At 65.2% G+C, this 17,121-nt stretch carries 12 protein-coding genes and 1 pseudogene; 6 read left to right on the top strand and 7 right to left on the bottom strand.

Going from position 1 to position 17,121, the window contains the following annotated elements:
- Positions 1 to 106 precede the first annotated feature (106 nt).
- The 3 genes from ACNA0R_RS11670 to ACNA0R_RS11660 all read left to right on the top strand — a co-directional run bounded on the left by ACNA0R_RS11670 (position 107) and on the right by ACNA0R_RS11660 (position 2,666).
- Positions 107 to 307 (top strand): heavy-metal-associated domain-containing protein, encoded by a 201-nt coding sequence (locus ACNA0R_RS11670; protein WP_415826170.1) that lies wholly within the window; start codon positions 107 to 109, stop codon positions 305 to 307.
- A 139-nt stretch (positions 308 to 446) separates the two neighbouring features.
- Positions 447 to 1,175: a glutathione peroxidase gene (locus tag ACNA0R_RS11665; RefSeq protein ID WP_415826169.1), complete on the top strand. Its 729-nt coding sequence runs from the start codon at positions 447 to 449 to the stop codon at positions 1,173 to 1,175.
- A 72-nt stretch (positions 1,176 to 1,247) separates the two neighbouring features.
- On the top strand, positions 1,248 to 2,666 hold the full coding sequence (locus ACNA0R_RS11660) for a dihydrolipoyl dehydrogenase (protein WP_415826168.1): 1,419 nt from the start codon (positions 1,248 to 1,250) through the stop codon (positions 2,664 to 2,666).
- 111 nt (positions 2,667 to 2,777) lie between these two features.
- On the opposite strand, the gene ACNA0R_RS11655 is transcribed toward ACNA0R_RS11660, so the two are convergent.
- Entirely contained in the window at positions 2,778 to 5,915 is a 3,138-nt protein-coding gene (locus tag ACNA0R_RS11655) for a hypothetical protein (RefSeq protein WP_415826167.1), read from the bottom strand.
- A gap of 496 nt (positions 5,916 to 6,411) precedes the next feature.
- On the opposite strand from ACNA0R_RS11655, the gene ACNA0R_RS11650 reads away from it, so the two are divergent.
- Positions 6,412 to 7,290: a hypothetical protein gene (locus ACNA0R_RS11650; protein WP_415826166.1), complete on the top strand. Its 879-nt coding sequence runs from the start codon at positions 6,412 to 6,414 to the stop codon at positions 7,288 to 7,290.
- Between the two features lie 150 nt (positions 7,291 to 7,440).
- On the opposite strand, the gene ACNA0R_RS11645 is transcribed toward ACNA0R_RS11650, so the two are convergent.
- From ACNA0R_RS11645 to ACNA0R_RS11620, 6 genes are all read right to left on the bottom strand, one after another.
- Positions 7,441 to 7,692, bottom strand: a complete 252-nt coding sequence (locus ACNA0R_RS11645; RefSeq protein WP_415826165.1) for a GlsB/YeaQ/YmgE family stress response membrane protein — start codon at positions 7,690 to 7,692, stop codon at positions 7,441 to 7,443.
- 114 nt (positions 7,693 to 7,806) lie between these two features.
- Positions 7,807 to 8,370: an SCO family protein gene (locus tag ACNA0R_RS11640; RefSeq protein WP_415826399.1), complete on the bottom strand. Its 564-nt coding sequence runs from the start codon at positions 8,368 to 8,370 to the stop codon at positions 7,807 to 7,809.
- A 172-nt stretch (positions 8,371 to 8,542) separates the two neighbouring features.
- The gene (locus ACNA0R_RS11635) at positions 8,543 to 10,606 is read right to left on the bottom strand and encodes a M3 family metallopeptidase (protein ID WP_415826164.1); all 2,064 of its coding nucleotides are present in this window, start codon (positions 10,604 to 10,606) and stop codon (positions 8,543 to 8,545) included.
- A 177-nt stretch (positions 10,607 to 10,783) separates the two neighbouring features.
- On the bottom strand, positions 10,784 to 11,632 hold the full coding sequence (gene folD / locus ACNA0R_RS11630; protein ID WP_415826163.1) for a bifunctional methylenetetrahydrofolate dehydrogenase/methenyltetrahydrofolate cyclohydrolase FolD: 849 nt from the start codon (positions 11,630 to 11,632) through the stop codon (positions 10,784 to 10,786).
- Positions 11,629 to 12,255: a response regulator transcription factor gene (locus tag ACNA0R_RS11625; RefSeq protein ID WP_415826162.1), complete on the bottom strand. Its 627-nt coding sequence runs from the start codon at positions 12,253 to 12,255 to the stop codon at positions 11,629 to 11,631. Before ACNA0R_RS11625 ends, folD begins: the two co-directional genes overlap by 4 nt.
- Entirely contained in the window at positions 12,252 to 14,006 is a 1,755-nt protein-coding gene (locus ACNA0R_RS11620) for a PAS domain-containing sensor histidine kinase (RefSeq protein WP_415826161.1), read from the bottom strand. Before ACNA0R_RS11620 ends, ACNA0R_RS11625 begins: the two co-directional genes overlap by 4 nt.
- A gap of 260 nt (positions 14,007 to 14,266) precedes the next feature.
- Here ACNA0R_RS11620 and aceE point away from each other — a divergent pair, with 260 nt between their 5' ends.
- Together aceE and ACNA0R_RS11610 are read left to right on the top strand one after the other, a co-directional pair.
- Positions 14,267 to 16,975: a pyruvate dehydrogenase (acetyl-transferring), homodimeric type gene (gene aceE / locus ACNA0R_RS11615; protein ID WP_415826160.1), complete on the top strand. Its 2,709-nt coding sequence runs from the start codon at positions 14,267 to 14,269 to the stop codon at positions 16,973 to 16,975.
- A 12-nt stretch (positions 16,976 to 16,987) separates the two neighbouring features.
- A pseudogene (locus ACNA0R_RS11610) lies at positions 16,988 to 17,121 on the top strand (biotin/lipoyl-containing protein); the annotation flags it as partial.

Here is a 17,121-nt window from a genome sequence, read left to right as displayed (position 1 = left end):
CAGTCAAGTGCTCCAGGCCTGGCATTGACCTTGCCATGATGGGAAGGTGTAGTGTTGCAAACATGGAGCGACACATCCCGTCCGCTCGCCGCTACAAGGAGTCATCATGGTCATGCAATATCAGGTCCCCGACATGTCGTGCCAGCACTGCGTCCAGGCCATTACCCGCGCCGTTACCCAGGCGGTGCCCGGAACGTCCGTACAGGTCGACCTGTCCAACCACCGCGTTACGGTAACGGGAACCGAGGACAAATCCCGCGTCGAAGGCGCCATACGGGAGGCCGGGTATACGGCAGTTCCCGCGTAAACCGCAAAGGGCACGCGGGCAGCAGGCGATTGAGGCAGGCTATCAATAAATAAGAATAATTAAATTTGATCTACCGATAGTTGATATTTATTATTCGTCCATGGCGTTTCGCCTTTGACCCCGAACAGGAGATCTCCCCATGCTGCAAGCCCGCGAAGGACAACGCGTCCCGAACGTGACTTTCCCCGTCCGTGAAAACAACACCTGGAAGCAGGTCACCACGGACGATGTTTTCAAGAACAAGACGGTGGTGGTTTTCTCGCTGCCTGGCGCCTTCACGCCGACCTGCTCTTCCACGCACCTGCCGCGCTACAACGAACTGGCGCCGGCCTTCCGCGCCAACGGCGTGGACAGCATTGTCTGCGTCTCGGTCAACGACACCTTCGTGATGAACGAGTGGGCCAAGGACCAGGAGTCGGCCAACGTCACGCTGCTGCCCGACGGCAACGGCGATTTCACGGAAGGCATGGGCATGCTGGTGGACAAGCGCGATCTGGGCTTCGGCAAGCGCAGCTGGCGCTACTCCATGCTGGTGCGCGACGGCGTGGTCGAAAAGATGTTCATCGAACCGGAAAAAGAGGGCGACCCGTTCGAGGTGTCCGACGCCGACACGATGCTGAACTACATCGCCCCGGCCGCGCGCAAGCCCGACCAGGTGGTGGTGTTCTCCAAGCCGGGCTGCCCCTTCTGCATCGAAGCCAAGGCGCTGCTGGAAAGCAAGGGCTATGACGCGATCGAGATCCCGCTGGAAAACAAGGTACGCGGCCGCGTGATCGGCGCGGTGTCCGGCAAGGCTACCGCGCCCCAAGTGTTCATCAACGGCGCGCTGGTCGGCGGCCTGGAAGAACTGAAGGCGCACTTCGCCTGAGCCGCGCCGGCAGCGCGCGTGCGTGACCTCGCAACCCATATCCGAGCATTCCGAGCACCATAAGGATTACACATGAAGACCTTGCATACCGATGTGGCCGTGATCGGCGCCGGCACAGCCGGGCTGGGCGCCTATCGCGCGGCGGTGGCCGCGGGCAAGCGTGCGCTGATCATCGAAGGCGGACAGTACGGAACGACGTGTGCCCGTGTCGGCTGCATGCCGTCCAAGCTGCTGATCGCGGCCGCCGAGGCGGCGCATGCCGCCGCGCATGGCGCGCCGTTCGGCGTCCATGTCGATGGCAAGGTCCGTGTGGATGGGCGCGAGGTCATGGATCGCGTCAAGCGTGAGCGCGATCGCTTCGTCGGCTTCGTCGTGGAAGGCGTGGAGAACATCCCCGCCCAGGACAAGCTGCGCGGCTATGCGCGTTTCGTCTCGGACACAGTGCTGCGGGTCGACGACCATACGGAAGTCCATGCGCAAAGCGTGGTGATCGCCACCGGTTCCACGCCCGCGGTGCCGCCGCCGTTCCAGGCGCTGGGCGACCGGCTGGTGGTCAACGACGATGTGTTCTATTGGGACGATCTGCCCTCCAGCGTCGCCGTCTTCGGGCCTGGCGTGATCGGCCTGGAGCTGGGCCAGTCGCTGGCGCGCCTGGGGGTGCGGGTAAGGGTATTCGGCGTCAGCGGCAGCCTGGGCGGCATCACCGACCCGGCGGTGCGGCAAAGCGCCAAAAAAGCCTTCCAGGAAGAGTTCTACCTGGACCCGGATGCGCGGGTGCTGGAAACCACGCGCGACGGCGACCGCGTGCGCGTGCGCTATGTGGCGCTGGACAACACTGAGCGGGTCGAACATTTCGATTACGCGCTGGTGGCGACCGGACGGCGTCCGCACCTGGGTGGCCTGGCCCTGCAGAACACCAGCCTGAAGTTGAATCCTTCCGGCGTGCCGGAGTACGACCGCTACACCTTGCAAGCCGGCAATACGCCGATCTTCATCGCGGGTGACGCCAACGGCGATCTGCCGCTGCTGCACGAGGCCGCCGACGAAGGCCGCATCGCCGGCGAAAACGCGGCGCATTTTCCCAACGTCAAGGCTGGCAGCCGCCGCGCGCCCATGGCGGTGGTGTTCTCCGATCCGCAGCTGGCGGTGGTGGGGACGCCCTACAACCGCCTGCCGGAAGGCACGTACGTGACGGGTGAAGTCGACTTCGGCAATCAGGGGCGTTCGCGCGTCATGCTGAAGAACAAGGGCCGCCTGCATGTGTATGCGGACCGCGCCACAGGCCGCTTCCTGGGCGCCGAAATGGCTGGGCCGAGCGTCGAGCATCTGGCGCATCTGCTGGCCTGGTCCTTGCAGCAGGAGATGACCGTGGCCCATATGCTGGAGATGCCTTTCTATCACCCGGTGGTGGAAGAAGGCCTGCGCACGGCCTTGCGCGATGCGGATGCGCAGGTACGCGAGCATGGCATGGCCCTGGCCAACGCGGCGTAAGCATGGCGGACAGTTCCGCGTTAGGCGGGGCCGTCCGCTACGAAGCTGCCTTGCGCCGGACCGCTTGACGCACGGCTGTTGCCGACACGGATACCTCCGACGCGGCGCGAGCTATCGCGCCGCCCGCGCTTCCAGCGCGCCGGACAGGGCGTGCAAAGCCGGCGCCGCGCGCGCGGTCTCTACCGTGCGATTGGGCGCGTCCCGATAGGTCAGCCGCGCATCCGATGAGCCGTCATGGTGGCCTTCCGCGGCCCGCGGCTGCCTGAGCACCGCCAGTACGGACCTGGCTTGCCGCGCCGGCGGATTCAAGCGTTCAAGTGCTTTCGTGCACAGCAGCCGTGCGCTGTCGGCGTTGGACGCATGTTTGTCCAGGCATGCCGCCAGATCTTCCATGGCCGCCGGCAAGCCGGCAGCCCGACGCCGATCGTTGCCCACCGTCTCGATCACCTTGGCGACGGCGCGCGTCGCGTGCCGTATCGCCGGTTCCCGGCCCAGCACCGCCGCCAACGTCCTGAGGTGCTGCAATTGCTCGGCCCTGACCTCGACGGGCCACGGTCCGTCGTGATCCAGTAGCCAGTCATAGCTGTCCACCACATGATTCAGGCTGACGCATTCGGCGGGCGACAGGGTTCGCACGGCCGCTTCCACCATATCCGCGTACCGCGCGGACGACTGCTGCAGACGGGCAATATCCTTGATCGCCGTTTCCAGCAATTTCCATTGCGACGGGGTGAGCGGCCGGGATGACGCCGCCTGCTGCTTGAGCGATACGGCGACCTGCCGGTGCGCCCTGGCAAGCCGCGCGGACTTCGATGCCGAAGCCGGCCACCACGTGCGGCCGGATATCGTGCGCGCGCGGCGCCAGATGCCTTCGGCGATGGTGCCGGGAAGCGGCTTCTGGACCGGCGGCATGTCGCGCAGTGCCTCCGGCGCGCGTGCCGGGACGATCTCGGGCGCCGGACGAATGGCCTGCGCTTCCGTGTCGATACGAGGCGGTGCCGCCTTCTGCAGGATGGCGGCCAATCCGCGCAGCGCGGGCATCAGCCTTAGCGCTTCGTTGCCGGTTTGCGCATGCCCGCGGAATATAAGCCTCATGCCGCGTTCGCATTCCTCCTGGGCGCCGCGGTCCTGGATGTGCGCCAGGGCTGCCCGCAGATCCTGGGGCGGCAAGGCCAGCCGCTGTACGGCAAGTTCGCACAATGTCCGGGCCTCGCCGAGACTGTCCGCGCACTGCATTTCGTACGTGAGCAGATCCAGCGCATCGGCAAGGGTGCGCGGGCCCGCGCCGTCGCGCAGCGCGACGATCACTTCCTCGACGGCCGGGATGAAGTTATTCCGCACCGCGAATTCGCGTGTCACCGCCGCATCGATGGCGTGCAGCCGGCGGGCTTCGGCCTCGTCGATTTTCAGGAAAGCGGGAATCTGCGCCATGCGTTGCAGCGCGAGTAGATCCGCGGTTCGCAGCGCGCGGACGTGGGCTTGCGCGGCCTCGGCATACGCCTGCGAGGCGTCCTGCGCCTCGGCCGTGGACCTGGCCTTGACCTTGAGCGTGCGGGCGATCGCCTTCTGTGCGCGGTCAAGCTGCGTGGGACGCAGCGCGCGCCTTATACGGTCGCCGATGGCCCCGGAGCCGAACCTTCGGTCCTCCGAGGACGCCGGCGACTGATCCCGTGGCGTTGGCTGCGCCGGCGCCGTGGTGGCGCCAGCCGTATAGGGATACGGCATGACGTTGGATTCGTCGCCGCGCAAAATGGCGGCGGCGGCGAACAGGTCCGTGATCAGGCGCCGCTGGTCATACAGCAGCCCATCGCTTATGTAGCCACCCGGCAAGGTTTTCGCCCGGCTGGACTCGAGATATGCATGGATGCCGCGGGTAGGCGTGTCCTGCGCCGCGTCCTTGTCCAGCGGCATGAAGGTGTCCATGAACTGCTGCTGGACGGCCGGCGGCAGTTGCCTGATGAACGACACGTGACGATCCACACTGGACTCGTCAGGTTGGGCGGAGGCCCGGTGCATGGCGTACAGATGCTGGATTGCGCCATGCATGGCGCCGATGTCGTAGCGCTCGCTTGCGGTCAACAGCGCCCCCATCATGCGCCGCGGGTAGGCATCATGGGCGATTTCCGCGACCACGTCGACGATGCGCCGGGCGATCTGGCGCAGGTGCGGCGCCGCCCGCAGCGCGGGGATCGCGTCCAGGGCGGCGTCCAGCTGTTGCCGTGCGGCGTCATCCCCGGAACGCAGCTGTCCCGCACTGCCCAGTGCCGGTAACTGGGCGATCGCGGTGTTGTCCGTATGAAAGGCGATGGCCAGCTGGACGAAGGCCAGGTCGATATCGCTGGGATCGGCGACCTGCGCCAGCCGGGCGGCGGCATCGGCGATCGCCTGGCTCGCTGCCGCGGGCCAATCGTCATCCTTGTCCAGCATGGCGCCGTGCACGGCGCGGCCGAGCTTGTACAGTCCGGAAGCATCCGGGACATCGCCGGTGGCCGCGTCGTCCGGCGCGACTGCGCCGGATCGGACCGTGCCGGAATCTTGCGCATCCGCGCAGTCCCGGATCAATGCATCGACCGCGTGGCGTATGGCGGGCGTGCTGACGCGGAAGCGTGCCGCCGCGGGCAGGCCCAGGGACCCGTCCGTGAAGGCGGCCGTGGCCTCGCTTACTTCGTAGCGCGCCAGCCGATGTTCGGAGACGATCGGTCTGGCGAAATCGTCGGTGATCGTGATCCGCGCTTCGCTTGTCAGCCGGTTGGGCGCGGCGGGGGGCATGCCTGCTTGGCGCAGGTCCTCATGGCTGCCGAAATGAAGGTCGTCGCGGCTGGACGCGGCCGAGCCCAGGCCGCTGCCGGTTTCGCTGCCGTGGTAGCCGCTGGTCGTGGCGCTATAGCCCGAGGCCTGGCTGCCGATGGAGTGGTTGCGCCGGGCGAGATAGGCCACCGGGCTGCCGGCCTCGCTATCCATGGGCGAGGATGGACGCATGAAGGCCGCGACGCCGGCAAGGTTCAAGCCGCGTGGCCGCGCGGGCGCATACCGCAACAGCGCGGCAGCCTTGTTCGGCGGGTCCCGCCGCAACGGCGGCAAGACGATGGATGCCGATGACTTGTATATGGGCGCCTGGCTGCGCGAAGCGCGGATGGGGGCTCCGGCTTCCGCCTTGAAGGCGGCCGGCGCGTCTTCGCCAGCGGGGAGGGCGGCCGGGATCGTGTAGGAGGCCGTGAGGGGAATATTGGAGAGGGTGTTCTCGGGCATCTAATGCTTCCACGGAGTTTGAGGGACGTGCGCATCGCCGGCAGGAAACATGACGCCGCCGTCGCCAACGCGCATGCGTGCGATTCTTCCTCCGTTGATTCCTTTATGCGCCAACAGGAATCGACAGGCGTTTTTGCGCTTGGCGGCGTCCATCGCCGGCATTCGCTTGCGCGCACGCCATCGCGCGTAGCCGTCCGCGTGTGAGTGGAAGGAAATCGGACCGTTCACTGTGAACTCCGCGCGACAACATTCCGACTTACCCGCGCATCGCTGTTGATGCGCGTTCAGGAGCACACACATGTCTGTTGCCGCAATTAATCCCGTCCCCGTCCTTACGCCCGTTGCGAACGTAGCCCCGCCAGCTGCCGTCGCGGGGCAGCGGGGCGCCGCGCAAACGTTCGCCTCATACTCCGCGCATTCAACGGGTCAGGATGGCGCGGCGGTCGAATCGGGCGGACTATCCGCCCCTTTGCAAGCCGACCCTTTGTTGTGGGGAGTGAATGCGCGCGTCCTGGCGCATTTGAAGGACACCATCGAACTGCAGAACAACGTCAAGCTGTTGAAGCGAGCGGATACGGAACTGAACGCGGCCATCGGCCGCGTGCTGAAGGACCGCACCCTGGGCCCGCTATCCGAAGCCGCGGAGCGGGTGGGGGGCCGCCGGGCGACCTTCGACTTCATCGTTGCCGAAGCCAAGAGAACCGGCTTGTTCGACGATCTGAAGAATGCGGGTGTGCAGCGTTTGAAGGATTCGGGCAATTACGAAAGCCTGATCGAGCAGGTGATGGCGCGCGAGGCGCGCGCGGGCCGTCCGCGCGATCGTGCCTGGGCCGAAAGCTGGATCGAGCGCCAGTTCGACCCCACCAGTATTGATGCGACGTTCGAAGCCGGCGAACCCTATATGGATCTTGCGGCTATCTACGAAGGTGCCTGGGCCTACGGCGGGAACAAGGGGTGCGCGGCCGTCTATGGCGACAAGACCAATGTCCACGCGACGGGGCCGTTCAAGGTGAATTTCGTCAAGAGCGAAGACACGAGCGATGACAGGTTTGCGATGTCCTACATCGTCGAGAACCGGCTGACCGGTGAAAAAACCGCGCCGCGTCCCTACGATGAACGCGGCACCATCATCGAAGCAAAGGGGCTGCGTGCGCAGATGTTCGGCGCGCCGGCCGCGGGCGACATATTCACCTTCGACAAGCCGGCCAGATACCACCTGGATTATCCGGATGGCAACAACCCGATCATCAGCAAGGACAACCAGAAGGAGATGTACAAGACCCTGGTCTTCAATCGCCTGTTCGAGCCCATCGTGCGCGGCCCGGATATGGACACGCCGGAGGAAACGGTGGACAACGCCTTTCGCCGGCGATAGCCCGATAGTGAGATAGGCCGATGGGTTGATAGTCCACTGGATTAACACCCCAAAGCAAACACCCCCAAGACGGGCTTGCCTTGGGGGTGTCTGGATCAAAAACTTGTCCGCCGTAAGGCGGACAAGTTTTGTGGCGGCCTTTTAACCAGCCTAGGCGCGGCGGCGCGTGAACATGCCGACCACGAACAGCACGATGATGGCGCCGACGACGGAAGCGATCCATCCGGCCGGTTCGCCCGGCGCATACCAGCCCAGCGTCCGACCCAGGAATCCCGCCACGACGGCGCCCACGATGCCCAGGATGGTGGTCAGGATAAGGCCCATGGATTGGTCGCCTGGCATGAGCGCGCGCGCGATCAGCCCGACGATGAAACCCACGATGATCATGATAATGATGTCCATACGTGCTCCTTCCGTTTCGATACGCGTGTGAGGGGGAAACGCAACAGGGGCATGATAGCGGCGGCCAATGGGGCAGGCCGTCGATGTCATGTAACAACAAATTGCCCTGTTGTTTTAACGCCGCGCGTCGCTGATCAGCTTCCGCAGTGCATCAACGATCTGGTCGCTGGAGCTGCTGTCGGACAGCAGCAGCCGCGCTTCTCCGGCGCCATCGAACACATAAACGCCGCGGCTATGCGTGACGTTATAGCTATTTGGATCGGCGCCAGGCTTGGGCTTATCGATCTGGTATGAGACGCGGTAGCGGCGCGCGACGCTGGCGATCTGTCGTTCCGTACCGGTAAGGCCGATGGCATTGTTGTTGAAGGCGTTCACATAAGCTTGCAATCCGTCCGGGGTATCGCGGTGCGGATCGACGCTGACGAACAGGATGCGCACGGCGTCCGCGTCCTTGCCCAGCCGGTTCATGACATCGGCCAACTGCGCCATGGTGGTGGGGCAGACATCGGGGCAACTGGCATAGCCGAAGAACAGCAGGACGGTCTTGCCCTTGACGTCGTCCTGGCTGACCGTGCGCCCCTGCGCGCCGGACAAGGTGAACTTAAGGTCGGGCAGGTGGCCGTGGATGTCATAGACGGCCGGCTGCCCGGCCGCGTGCGCGGCGCCGGCGATCAGCATCGTGGCGGCAAGCAGCAGCCGGGCGGCGGCCGAGGCCAGCAAGCGTAGTCCGAAGGAGGGCGCCGCACGCGAGCGGCTGCCGCGCCCCACGGCCGGGTCCGGCAAGAAGGTGCCGAACTTCGGCGTGGAATCCGGCAAGCGGGCGCTGATCCTATCGGCCGCGGACATGGGTTTACTCCTGTTGGGCGGTCATGCCGCTATGGCGCAGCAGGGCGTCGATGCGCGGTTCGCGGCCGCGGAAGGCCTTGAACGAGTCGGCGGCCGGCCGGGCGCCGCCCACGGCCAGGACTTCACGCCGGAAACGTTCCCCGGTCGCTGCGTCCAGCGTGCCGTGCGGGCCGCCGCGCGCCGCTTCCTCGAAGGCTTCATAGGCGTCGGCCGACAGCACCTCGGCCCATTTATAGCTGTAGTACCCCGCCCCATAGCCGCCCGCGAACAGATGCGAAAAACTGTGCGGCATCCGGTGCCAGGCCGGTGGCGTCAGCACCGCGACCTCGCTTCGAACCTGGCCCAGCAAGTCCAGCACGGCCTGGATGTTGGCGCCTTCCGGCCGGTCGTGCAGGAGCATGTCGAACAACGCGAACTCGATCTGCCGCACCGTTTGCATGCCGCTCTGGAAATTGCGCGCCGCCAGCAATTTGTCGAACAACGCGCGCGGCAGCGGCTCGCCGCTATCCACATGGGCCGACAGGCGCTGCACCACGGGCCATTCCCAGCAGAAGTTTTCCATGAATTGCGACGGCAGTTCGATGGCATCCCATTCCACCGCGGCGAAGGCGGCCGCGCCGGGTTCGTCCACTTCCGACAGCAGGGCATGCAGCGCGTGCCCGGTTTCGTGGAATAGCGTGATGACGTCGTCGTGCGTCAGCAAGGCCGCCTTGCCGCCATTCGGCCGCGAGAAATTGCAGGTCAGGTAGACCACCGGGGTGTGCAAGGTGCCCGAGGCCAGGCGGCGGCTGCGTTCGCTGTCCACCCAGGCGCCGCCTTGCTTGCCGGCCCGCGCGTACAGATCCAGATAGAGATAGCCGACCAGTTCGCCGTTCGCGCGCTCCACGCGCACGCCGCGGACGTCCGCATGCCATGCCGAAACGGGGAATTCCCGCAGGCGCACCGTGAACAGGGTTTCGATGACTTCGAACAAGCCCGTCAGCACGCGCGGTTCGGTGAAGTATTGCTTGATGTCGTCTTCCGAGTAGGCATAGCGCGATTCGCGCAGGCGCTCGGAAGCGTAGGGTACGTCCCAGGGCTGCAGGTCGTCCATGCCCAGCTCCTGCCGGGCGTATTCGCGCAGCTGGGCCAGGTCGCGTTCGGCATAGGGACGCGCACGGCCGGCCAGGTCGCGCAGGAAGCCGACCACCTGCTCGGCATCGCGCGCCATGCGGGTCTGCAGGCGCAGCTCGGCGAAATTACGGAAGCCCAGCAGGCGTGATTCTTCCGCGCGCAGCGAAAGCAGCTCTTCGATCAGCGGCGAGTTGTCGAACTTGCCGTCGCCGTGTTCCGAGGCCACTGTTCCGTACGCCCGGTACAGCGTTTCGCGTAGCGACCGGTCGCGGGCATATTGCATGACCGGAAGATAGCAGGGCATTTTCAGCGTCAGCTTCCAGCCGGTCTTGCCGTCGGCCTCGGCGGCTTGCCGCGCGGCCTGCTTGACGTCGGCGGGCACGCCATCCAGGCGTGTTTCATCTTCGACCAGCAGCGACCAGGCGTCGATGGCGTCGAGCACGTTTTCGGAGAATTTTTGCGAGGTCTGCGCTTCGCGATCCGAGATTTCGGCATAGCGTTCGCGGTCCGCGCCCTGTAGTTCGACGCCGCTGAGCCGGAAGTCGCGCAAGGCCAGGTCGATGACGCGCTGGCGCACCGGGCTCCAGGATGCGAATCCCGGGGCGGCGCGCAGGCGCTGGTATTGCTTGTACAGGCCTTCGTGCAGGCCGACCCAGGTGGAGAACTCGGTCACTTTCGGCAGCGCGGCGTTATAGGCCTCGCGCAGTTCCGGCGTGTTCACCACCGCGTTCAAATGCCCGGCCACCGACCAGGCGCGCCACAGGCGTTCGGAGGTGGAGTCCAAGGGCTCCAGTATGGCTTCCCAGGTCGCCGGCAGGGCAGGGTCGGCCGCCTGGTCCACCGCCTGCCGCGCGGCGGCCAGCAAGGTGTCCACCGCCGGCACGATATGCTCGGGCTTGACGGCGGCGTAGTCCACCAGGTCTTCAACAGGGGCAAGTAGCGGGTTGGCGCTCATAGACGGCTCGATCCAAGACAACGATGACGCAGTTTAGATGGAGACGAGCCATCGAGGTTGCAAGAGCCGCCCGGCAGGATGTACCCACCCCCGAAGCGCTGCGCGCTTCCCCCTCAAGGGGGCGACGCCCGCGGACCGGCTGAGCCGGATCCGCGGCGTCCCCGATAGGGGAGCACCTTAGCCTAGGCGTTCTGCGGCTTCGACGGTATTGACCAGCAGCATCGCGATGGTCATGGGGCCGACGCCACCCGGGACGGGCGTGATCGCGCCGGCGACCTGGACCGCGCTATCGAACTCCACGTCGCCGCGCAGCTTGCCGTCTTCGCCGCGATTGATGCCGACGTCGATGACCACGGCGCCCGGCTTGATCATGTCGCCCTTGACGATGCCGGCCTTGCCGGTGGCGACCACGAGGATGTCCGCGCGCCGCGTATGCGCGGCCAGGTCGCGCGTCTTGGAATTGCACAGCGTCACGGTGGCGCCGGCGGCCAGCAGCAGCATGGCCATCGGCTTGCCGACGATGTTGCTGGCGCCGACGATGACAGCCTCGGCGCCGCGCAGCGCCACGCCTTCGCTTTCCAGCATTTTCATCACGCCGTAAGGCGTACACGGCCGGAACAGGGGCTGGCCCGTCATCAGCAGGCCCGCGTTGGTGATATGAAAGCCGTCCACGTCCTTCTCGGGCGCGATCGCCTCGATCACCTTGTGCGCGTCCATATGCGGCGGCAGCGGCAGCTGCACCAGGATGCCGTGTATCGTCGGATCCCCGTTCAGCACGGCGATCCGCTGCAGCAGTTCGGCTTCGCTCATGGTGGCGGGATACTGCTCTTTCACCGAATGCAGGCCCGCCTTTTCGCAGGCCAGGACCTTATTGCGCACGTACACCTGCGAAGCCGGGTTTTCGCCGACCAGCACCACGGCCAGGCCCGGCCGCACTCCCTGTTTCGCCAGTTCGGTGACGCGATACGCGACCTCGTCGCGTATGCGCTGGGACAGCGCCGAACCGTCGATAATCCTTGCCGTCATGCGTGCGCCTCGGGTTTGGCCAGGGCCACCTTCATCAGGTCGGCCACGGTGGTGACTTCAAGCTTTTCCATAATGTTGGCGCGATGCGCCTCCACGGTCTTGATGCTGATGCCCAGATCGTCCGCGATCTGCTTGTTCAGACGGCCGGCCACGATGCGTTCCAGCACCTGCTGCTCGCGCGCCGTGAGCCGGGCCAGCATGGCTTCATGGTCGCGCTGCGCCTGGAATTTGGACACGCGCTGCGTGGCCTGTTCCAGCATGCGCGCGACGATCTCGCGCAGATCCGACTCGTTGAAGGGCTTTTCCAGGAAGTCGATCGCGCCTTTCTTCATGGTCGTCACGGCCATCGGCACGTCGCCATGGCCGGTGATGAACACGATGGGCAGCGGCGCCTTGCGGGCGATCAGCTGTTCCTGCAGCTCCAGCCCGCTCATGCCGGGCATGCGGACATCCGCGATCAGCACGCCCACCTGGTTGGGGTCGTAGTCTTCCAGGAAGCTCTCCGCGCTGCTGTAGGAGCGCACGCGATAGCCGTTGGCTTCCAGCAGCCAGCGCAGCGAATCGCGTACCGCTTCGTCGTCGTCGACGATGAATACCGTGCTGGACGGGTTGGGGGTGTTCATGCGTGAAGCTCCTCGGACTGGTCATTCTGCGACTGCGCTTGCGGCGCCGCGCAGGGCAGGGTGAAGCGGAAGATCGTGCCGCCCGCGGGATTGGGATCCGCCCAGAGGCGGCCGTGGTGCGACTCGATAATGGTACGGCAGATATTCAGTCCCATGCCCAGACCCTGGGCCTTGGTGCTGAAAAATGGTTCGAACAGCCTTTCCGGATCGGCCAGTCCGTGGCCGCGGTCCACCACGGCCACTTCGATGTGCTGTTCGTGCAGGATCACGGCGACCTTCAATTCATCGGAATCGCTGTTCTCCATGGCCTCCAGGCCGTTCTTCAGCAGATTCAGCAGCACCTGTTCGATCAGGATGGGATCGGCCAGCACGTCCGGCGCGTTCGACGGCACGAAACGTTCGATGCGGATGCGGCGCTTGCGCGCGTCGATCTCGGCGAAGCCGATGGCATTGTCGACAATGCCGGCGATGGCGACGCGCTGGCGGCGCGGTTCGCTGCGCTTCACGAATTCGCGAATGCGGCTGATGATCTTGCCGGCGCGCTCGGCCTGCGCGGCGGCCTTTTCCAGCGCCGGCAGCAGCATGCGCGGATTGGTGTGGCCCGCCTTGACCAGGGCGACCGCGCCCATGCTGTAGTTGGTGATGGCGGTCAGCGGCTGATTCAGTTCGTGCGCCAGCGACGAAGCCATCTCGCCCATGGTGGTCAGGCGGCTGGTCAGCTGGATCTTTTCCTGCTGGACGCGCGAGGCTTCTTCGTGCTGGCGGCGCTCGGTGATGTCGCGTGCCACCTGCAGGCGCACGCGGCGGCCGTCGGTCCAGGCCAGCATGCGGTGATGCACTTCGAACCAGCGCTGCACCGAGGGCGCGAACACTTCCACCGATTCGTCGGTGAAGCGGCCGCGGCGGCCGGCCAGCAGTTCGTCGTGGCCGCCGGTCTGCGCGCCGAACACGCGGCGGTAGGTGCGGTTGGCGAACAGCAGCTCCAGGCCGTCGTGCGTGTCGGCGGTCACCGAAATCGCATCGTCCAGGCCTTCCAGCACCGTCATGAAGCGTTCGTGCGCGGCGGTCAGCGCCTCGCGGATGCGCTTGGGCTCGGTGATGTCCGTCATCGACGTCATCCAGCCGATCTGGTTGCCGTTGGGATCCAGCAGCGGCGAGACGTACATGCGCGCCGTGAAGCGCGAGCCGTCGCGACGCTGCGCTTCCACTTCCAGGCCGCTGCTGGGCGTCTTGCCGGACAGCAGGATGTCCAGCGTGTGCTGATGCTGGTCGTGACGCCCCGGGACCCAATAGGGGAAGGGCGGGCTGCGGCCGATCAGGTCGGCTTCGTTCCAGCCTATCATCCGGCAGAAGGCCGGGTTGACGTAGGCGATGCGGCCTTCCATGTCGAGCACCCGCATGCCGGTGGACATGGAATTCTCCATCGCGCGGCGAAAACCGGTTTCGGCGATCAGCGCGGCCTCGGCGTGGGAGCGGAAGCGGGTATAGCGCCACAGCATGAGCAGGCTGATGATGATCACGCAGGACAGCGCCAGCACGATCCACAGCAGGCGCTGCTGCCGCATCTCCTGATCTATGGTCACGAACATGACGCTGTCGTCATGGATGCGCTGCAGCCAGAAGAACACGCCCATGACACATATATAGAGTATGAGTACGACGACCGGCGTCAGCCAATAAAGGCCGCGCCGGCGCAATCGGGCATGGTCGTGAAACGGCGTGGGAATATTCGACTTGGGGACGCTGGCCATGGCTGTGTCGCGGGAACTTGAGACATTTTAGTCGCTTGTTTCGCTTGGCGATGTTTTCATATTATGAAATGCCGTACCGCAACATGAAATTTCTCTTGCGTCACGGTAATCTTGTTTCCTAGAATGCGCCGCATAAGTTGCCCTGGCCAAGCGGTCTGGCGCGAAAAACGCGCGGCAGGCCGGTTTTCTGCGGGCGTTTTCAGTGCCCCTCGCGCCGGCACAGGCGCACGGCTACAACCCTCTCTGCTCGGAGACACACGATGTCCTCTAACGCCCTGGCTGGCGCCCAAACGGCTGCCAATGACGAAGACACCCTGGAGACCCAGGAGTGGCTCGAAGCGCTGGCGGCGGTGCTCGACCGCGAAGGCCCGGAACGCGCCCACTATCTGCTGGAACGCCTGATCGATGAGGCTCGTCGTTCCGGTGCGCATATTCCCTATTCGCCCAACACCGCTTATGTGAACACGATTCCGCCCGGCCTGGAGCCGGCGCATCCGGGCAACCTGGAGCTGGAATCGCGCATCCGCGCCTATGTGCGCTGGAACGCCATGGCCATGGTGGTGCGCGCCAACCGCCATTCGCCCCCGGACGGCGGCGACCTGGGCGGCCACATCGCGTCGTTCGCCTCGCTGGCCACCATGATAGGCACCGGCCAGAACCACTTCTGGCACGCGGAAAGCGAAGACCACGGCGGCGACCTGGTGTACTTCCAGGGCCATTCGTCGCCCGGCGTGTACGCGCGCGCCTTCCTGGAAGGCCGGCTGACCGAAGAACAATTGAATCATTTCCGCCAGGAAGTGGACGGCAAGGGCCTGTCCTCGTATCCGCATCCCAAGCTGATGCCGGAGTTCTGGCAGTTCCCGACGGTATCGATGGGCCTGGGCCCCATCACCGCGATCTATCAGGCGCGCTTCCTGAAGTATCTGCACGCGCGCGGCCTGGCCAACACCGCCAACCGCAAGGTGTGGGTATTCTGCGGCGACGGCGAAATGGACGAGCCGGAATCGCTGGGCGCGATCGCCCTGGCGGCTCGCGAAAAGCTGGACAACCTGATCTTCGTCATCAACTGCAACCTGCAGCGCCTGGACGGCCCGGTGCGCGGCAACGGCAAGATCATCCAGGAACTGGAAGGCGACTTCCGCGGCAGCGGCTGGAATGTCATCAAGCTGATCTGGGGCGGCTACTGGGATCCGCTGCTGGCGCATGACAAGGAAGGTATCCTGCGCCGCGTGATGGAAGAGACCGTCGACGGCGAATACCAGGCCTACAAGGCCAACGACGGCAAGTTCGTGCGCGAGAAGTTCTTCGGCAAGCATCCCAAGCTGCTGGAGATGGTCGCCCGCATGAGCGACGAAGACGTGTGGCGCCTGAACCGCGGCGGCCACGATCCGCACAAGGTGTACGCGGCTTTCGAGGCGGCCTCCAGCCACAAGGGCCAGCCCACCGTCATCCTCGCCAAGACCATCAAGGGCTACGGCATGGGCCAGGTCGGCCAGGCCAAGAACCCCACCCACCAGCAGAAAAAGCTGGACGTGGCGGCCGTGCGTGAATTCCGCGACCGCTTCGGCATCCCCATCCCCGACGACAAGCTGGAAGAACTGCCGTTCTTCAAGCCCGCCGAGGATTCGCCGGAAATGAAGTACCTGCACGAACGCCGCAAGGCGCTGGGCGGCTACCTGCCCAAGCGCCGCGTCAAGGCCGACGAGCAGCTCAAGGCGCCCAAGCTGGAAGCCTTCAAGCCGGTACTGGAGCCCACCGCCGAAGGCCGTGAGATCTCCACCACCCAGGCCTTCGTGCGTTCGCTGAACCAGATCCTGCGCGACAAGGAACTGGCGCCGCGCGTCGTGCCCATCCTGGCCGACGAGTCGCGCACCTTCGGCATGGAAGGCCTGTTCCGCCAGATCGGCATTTATGCGCCGGAAGGCCAGAAGTACATCCCGGTCGATAAGGACCAGGTGATGTACTACAAGGAAGCGGCCGACGGCCAGCTGCTGCAGGAAGGCATCAACGAAGCGGGCGCGATGAGCTCCTGGATCGCGGCGGCGACGTCGTACTCCACGAACAACCGCATCATGGTGCCGTTCTACGTGTACTACTCGATGTTCGGTTTCCAGCGCATCGGCGACCTGGCCTGGCTGGCCGGCGACATGCAGGCGCGCGGCTTCCTGATCGGCGGCACCGCGGGCCGCACCACGCTGAACGGCGAAGGCCTGCAGCACGAGGACGGCCACAGCCACCTGATGGCGGCCACCATCCCCAACTGCCTGCCCTACGATCCGACGTACGCGCATGAAGTGGCGGTCATCATCCAGGACGGCCTGCGCCGCATGGTCGAGAACCAGGAAAACGTCTATTACTACCTGACCGTGATGAACGAGAACTACCCGCACCCGGGCTTGAAGCCGGGCGACGAGGAAGGCATCGTGCGCGGCATGTACCAGCTGAAGACGGTGGGCAAGGGCAAGCAACGCGTGCAGCTGATGGGCTCGGGCACCATCCTGCGCGAAGTCGAGGCCGCCGCCGACCTGCTGGACAAGGACTGGGGCGTGGCTTCGGACATCTGGAGCGTGACCAGCTTCACGCTGCTGCGCCGCGAAGGGCAGGACGTCGATCGCCACAACCTGCTGCACCCGGCGGAGAAGAAGCCGCGGGTGGCCTATGTCACCGAGCAGCTGGCGAAGACGGAAGGCCCGATCATCGCGTCGACCGACTACATGAAGCTGTACGCCGACCAGATCCGTCCGTTCATCCCCAAGGGCCGCGAATATCGCGTGCTGGGCACGGATGGTTTCGGCCGTTCCGATTTTCGCTACAAGCTGCGCGAGCATTTCGAGGTCGATCGCCACTTCGTGGCCGTCGCCGCCTTGAAGGCGTTGGCGGACGAAGGCGCCATTCCGGCTTCCAAGGTGGCCGAGGCCATCAAGAAGTACGGCATCAACCCCGAAAAAGCCAACCCGCAATACGCCTGAGGCCCGAACGACATGAGCAATACGGTGGAAATCAAGGTACCTGACATCGGCGATTTCAAGGAAGTCGAAGTCATCGAAGTGCTGGTGGCTCCCGGCGACACGATCAAGGCGGAACAGAGCCTGATCACGGTGGAGTCGGACAAGGC

This window comes from Bordetella sputigena (assembly GCF_965137885.1).
Taxonomy (GTDB): domain Bacteria; phylum Pseudomonadota; class Gammaproteobacteria; order Burkholderiales; family Burkholderiaceae_B; genus Bordetella_C; species Bordetella_C sputigena.
The sequence above is the reverse complement of the archived record's forward strand: the minus strand, read 5'-3'. Positions and strand labels throughout refer to the sequence as shown.

Excerpts from the sequence above, each read along its gene's own strand:
- ACNA0R_RS11665 (WP_415826169.1), top strand. The coding sequence starts at position 447 with ATGCTGCAAGCCCGCGAAGGACAACGCGTCCCGAACGTGACTTTCCCC.
- ACNA0R_RS11645 (WP_415826165.1), bottom strand. The coding sequence starts at position 7,692 with ATGGACATCATTATCATGATCATCGTGGGTTTCATCGTCGGGCTGATC.
- ACNA0R_RS11670 (WP_415826170.1), top strand. The coding sequence starts at position 107 with ATGGTCATGCAATATCAGGTCCCCGACATGTCGTGCCAGCACTGCGTC.
- ACNA0R_RS11640 (WP_415826399.1), bottom strand. The coding sequence starts at position 8,370 with ATGCTGATCGCCGGCGCCGCGCACGCGGCCGGGCAGCCGGCCGTCTAT.
- ACNA0R_RS11620 (WP_415826161.1), bottom strand. The coding sequence starts at position 14,006 with ATGGCCAGCGTCCCCAAGTCGAATATTCCCACGCCGTTTCACGACCAT.
- ACNA0R_RS11660 (WP_415826168.1), top strand. The coding sequence starts at position 1,248 with ATGAAGACCTTGCATACCGATGTGGCCGTGATCGGCGCCGGCACAGCC.
- aceE (WP_415826160.1), top strand. The coding sequence starts at position 14,267 with ATGTCCTCTAACGCCCTGGCTGGCGCCCAAACGGCTGCCAATGACGAA.
- ACNA0R_RS11625 (WP_415826162.1), bottom strand. The coding sequence starts at position 12,255 with ATGAACACCCCCAACCCGTCCAGCACGGTATTCATCGTCGACGACGAC.
- folD (WP_415826163.1), bottom strand. The coding sequence starts at position 11,632 with ATGACGGCAAGGATTATCGACGGTTCGGCGCTGTCCCAGCGCATACGC.
- ACNA0R_RS11655 (WP_415826167.1), bottom strand. The coding sequence starts at position 5,915 with ATGCCCGAGAACACCCTCTCCAATATTCCCCTCACGGCCTCCTACACG.
- ACNA0R_RS11635 (WP_415826164.1), bottom strand. The coding sequence starts at position 10,606 with ATGAGCGCCAACCCGCTACTTGCCCCTGTTGAAGACCTGGTGGACTAC.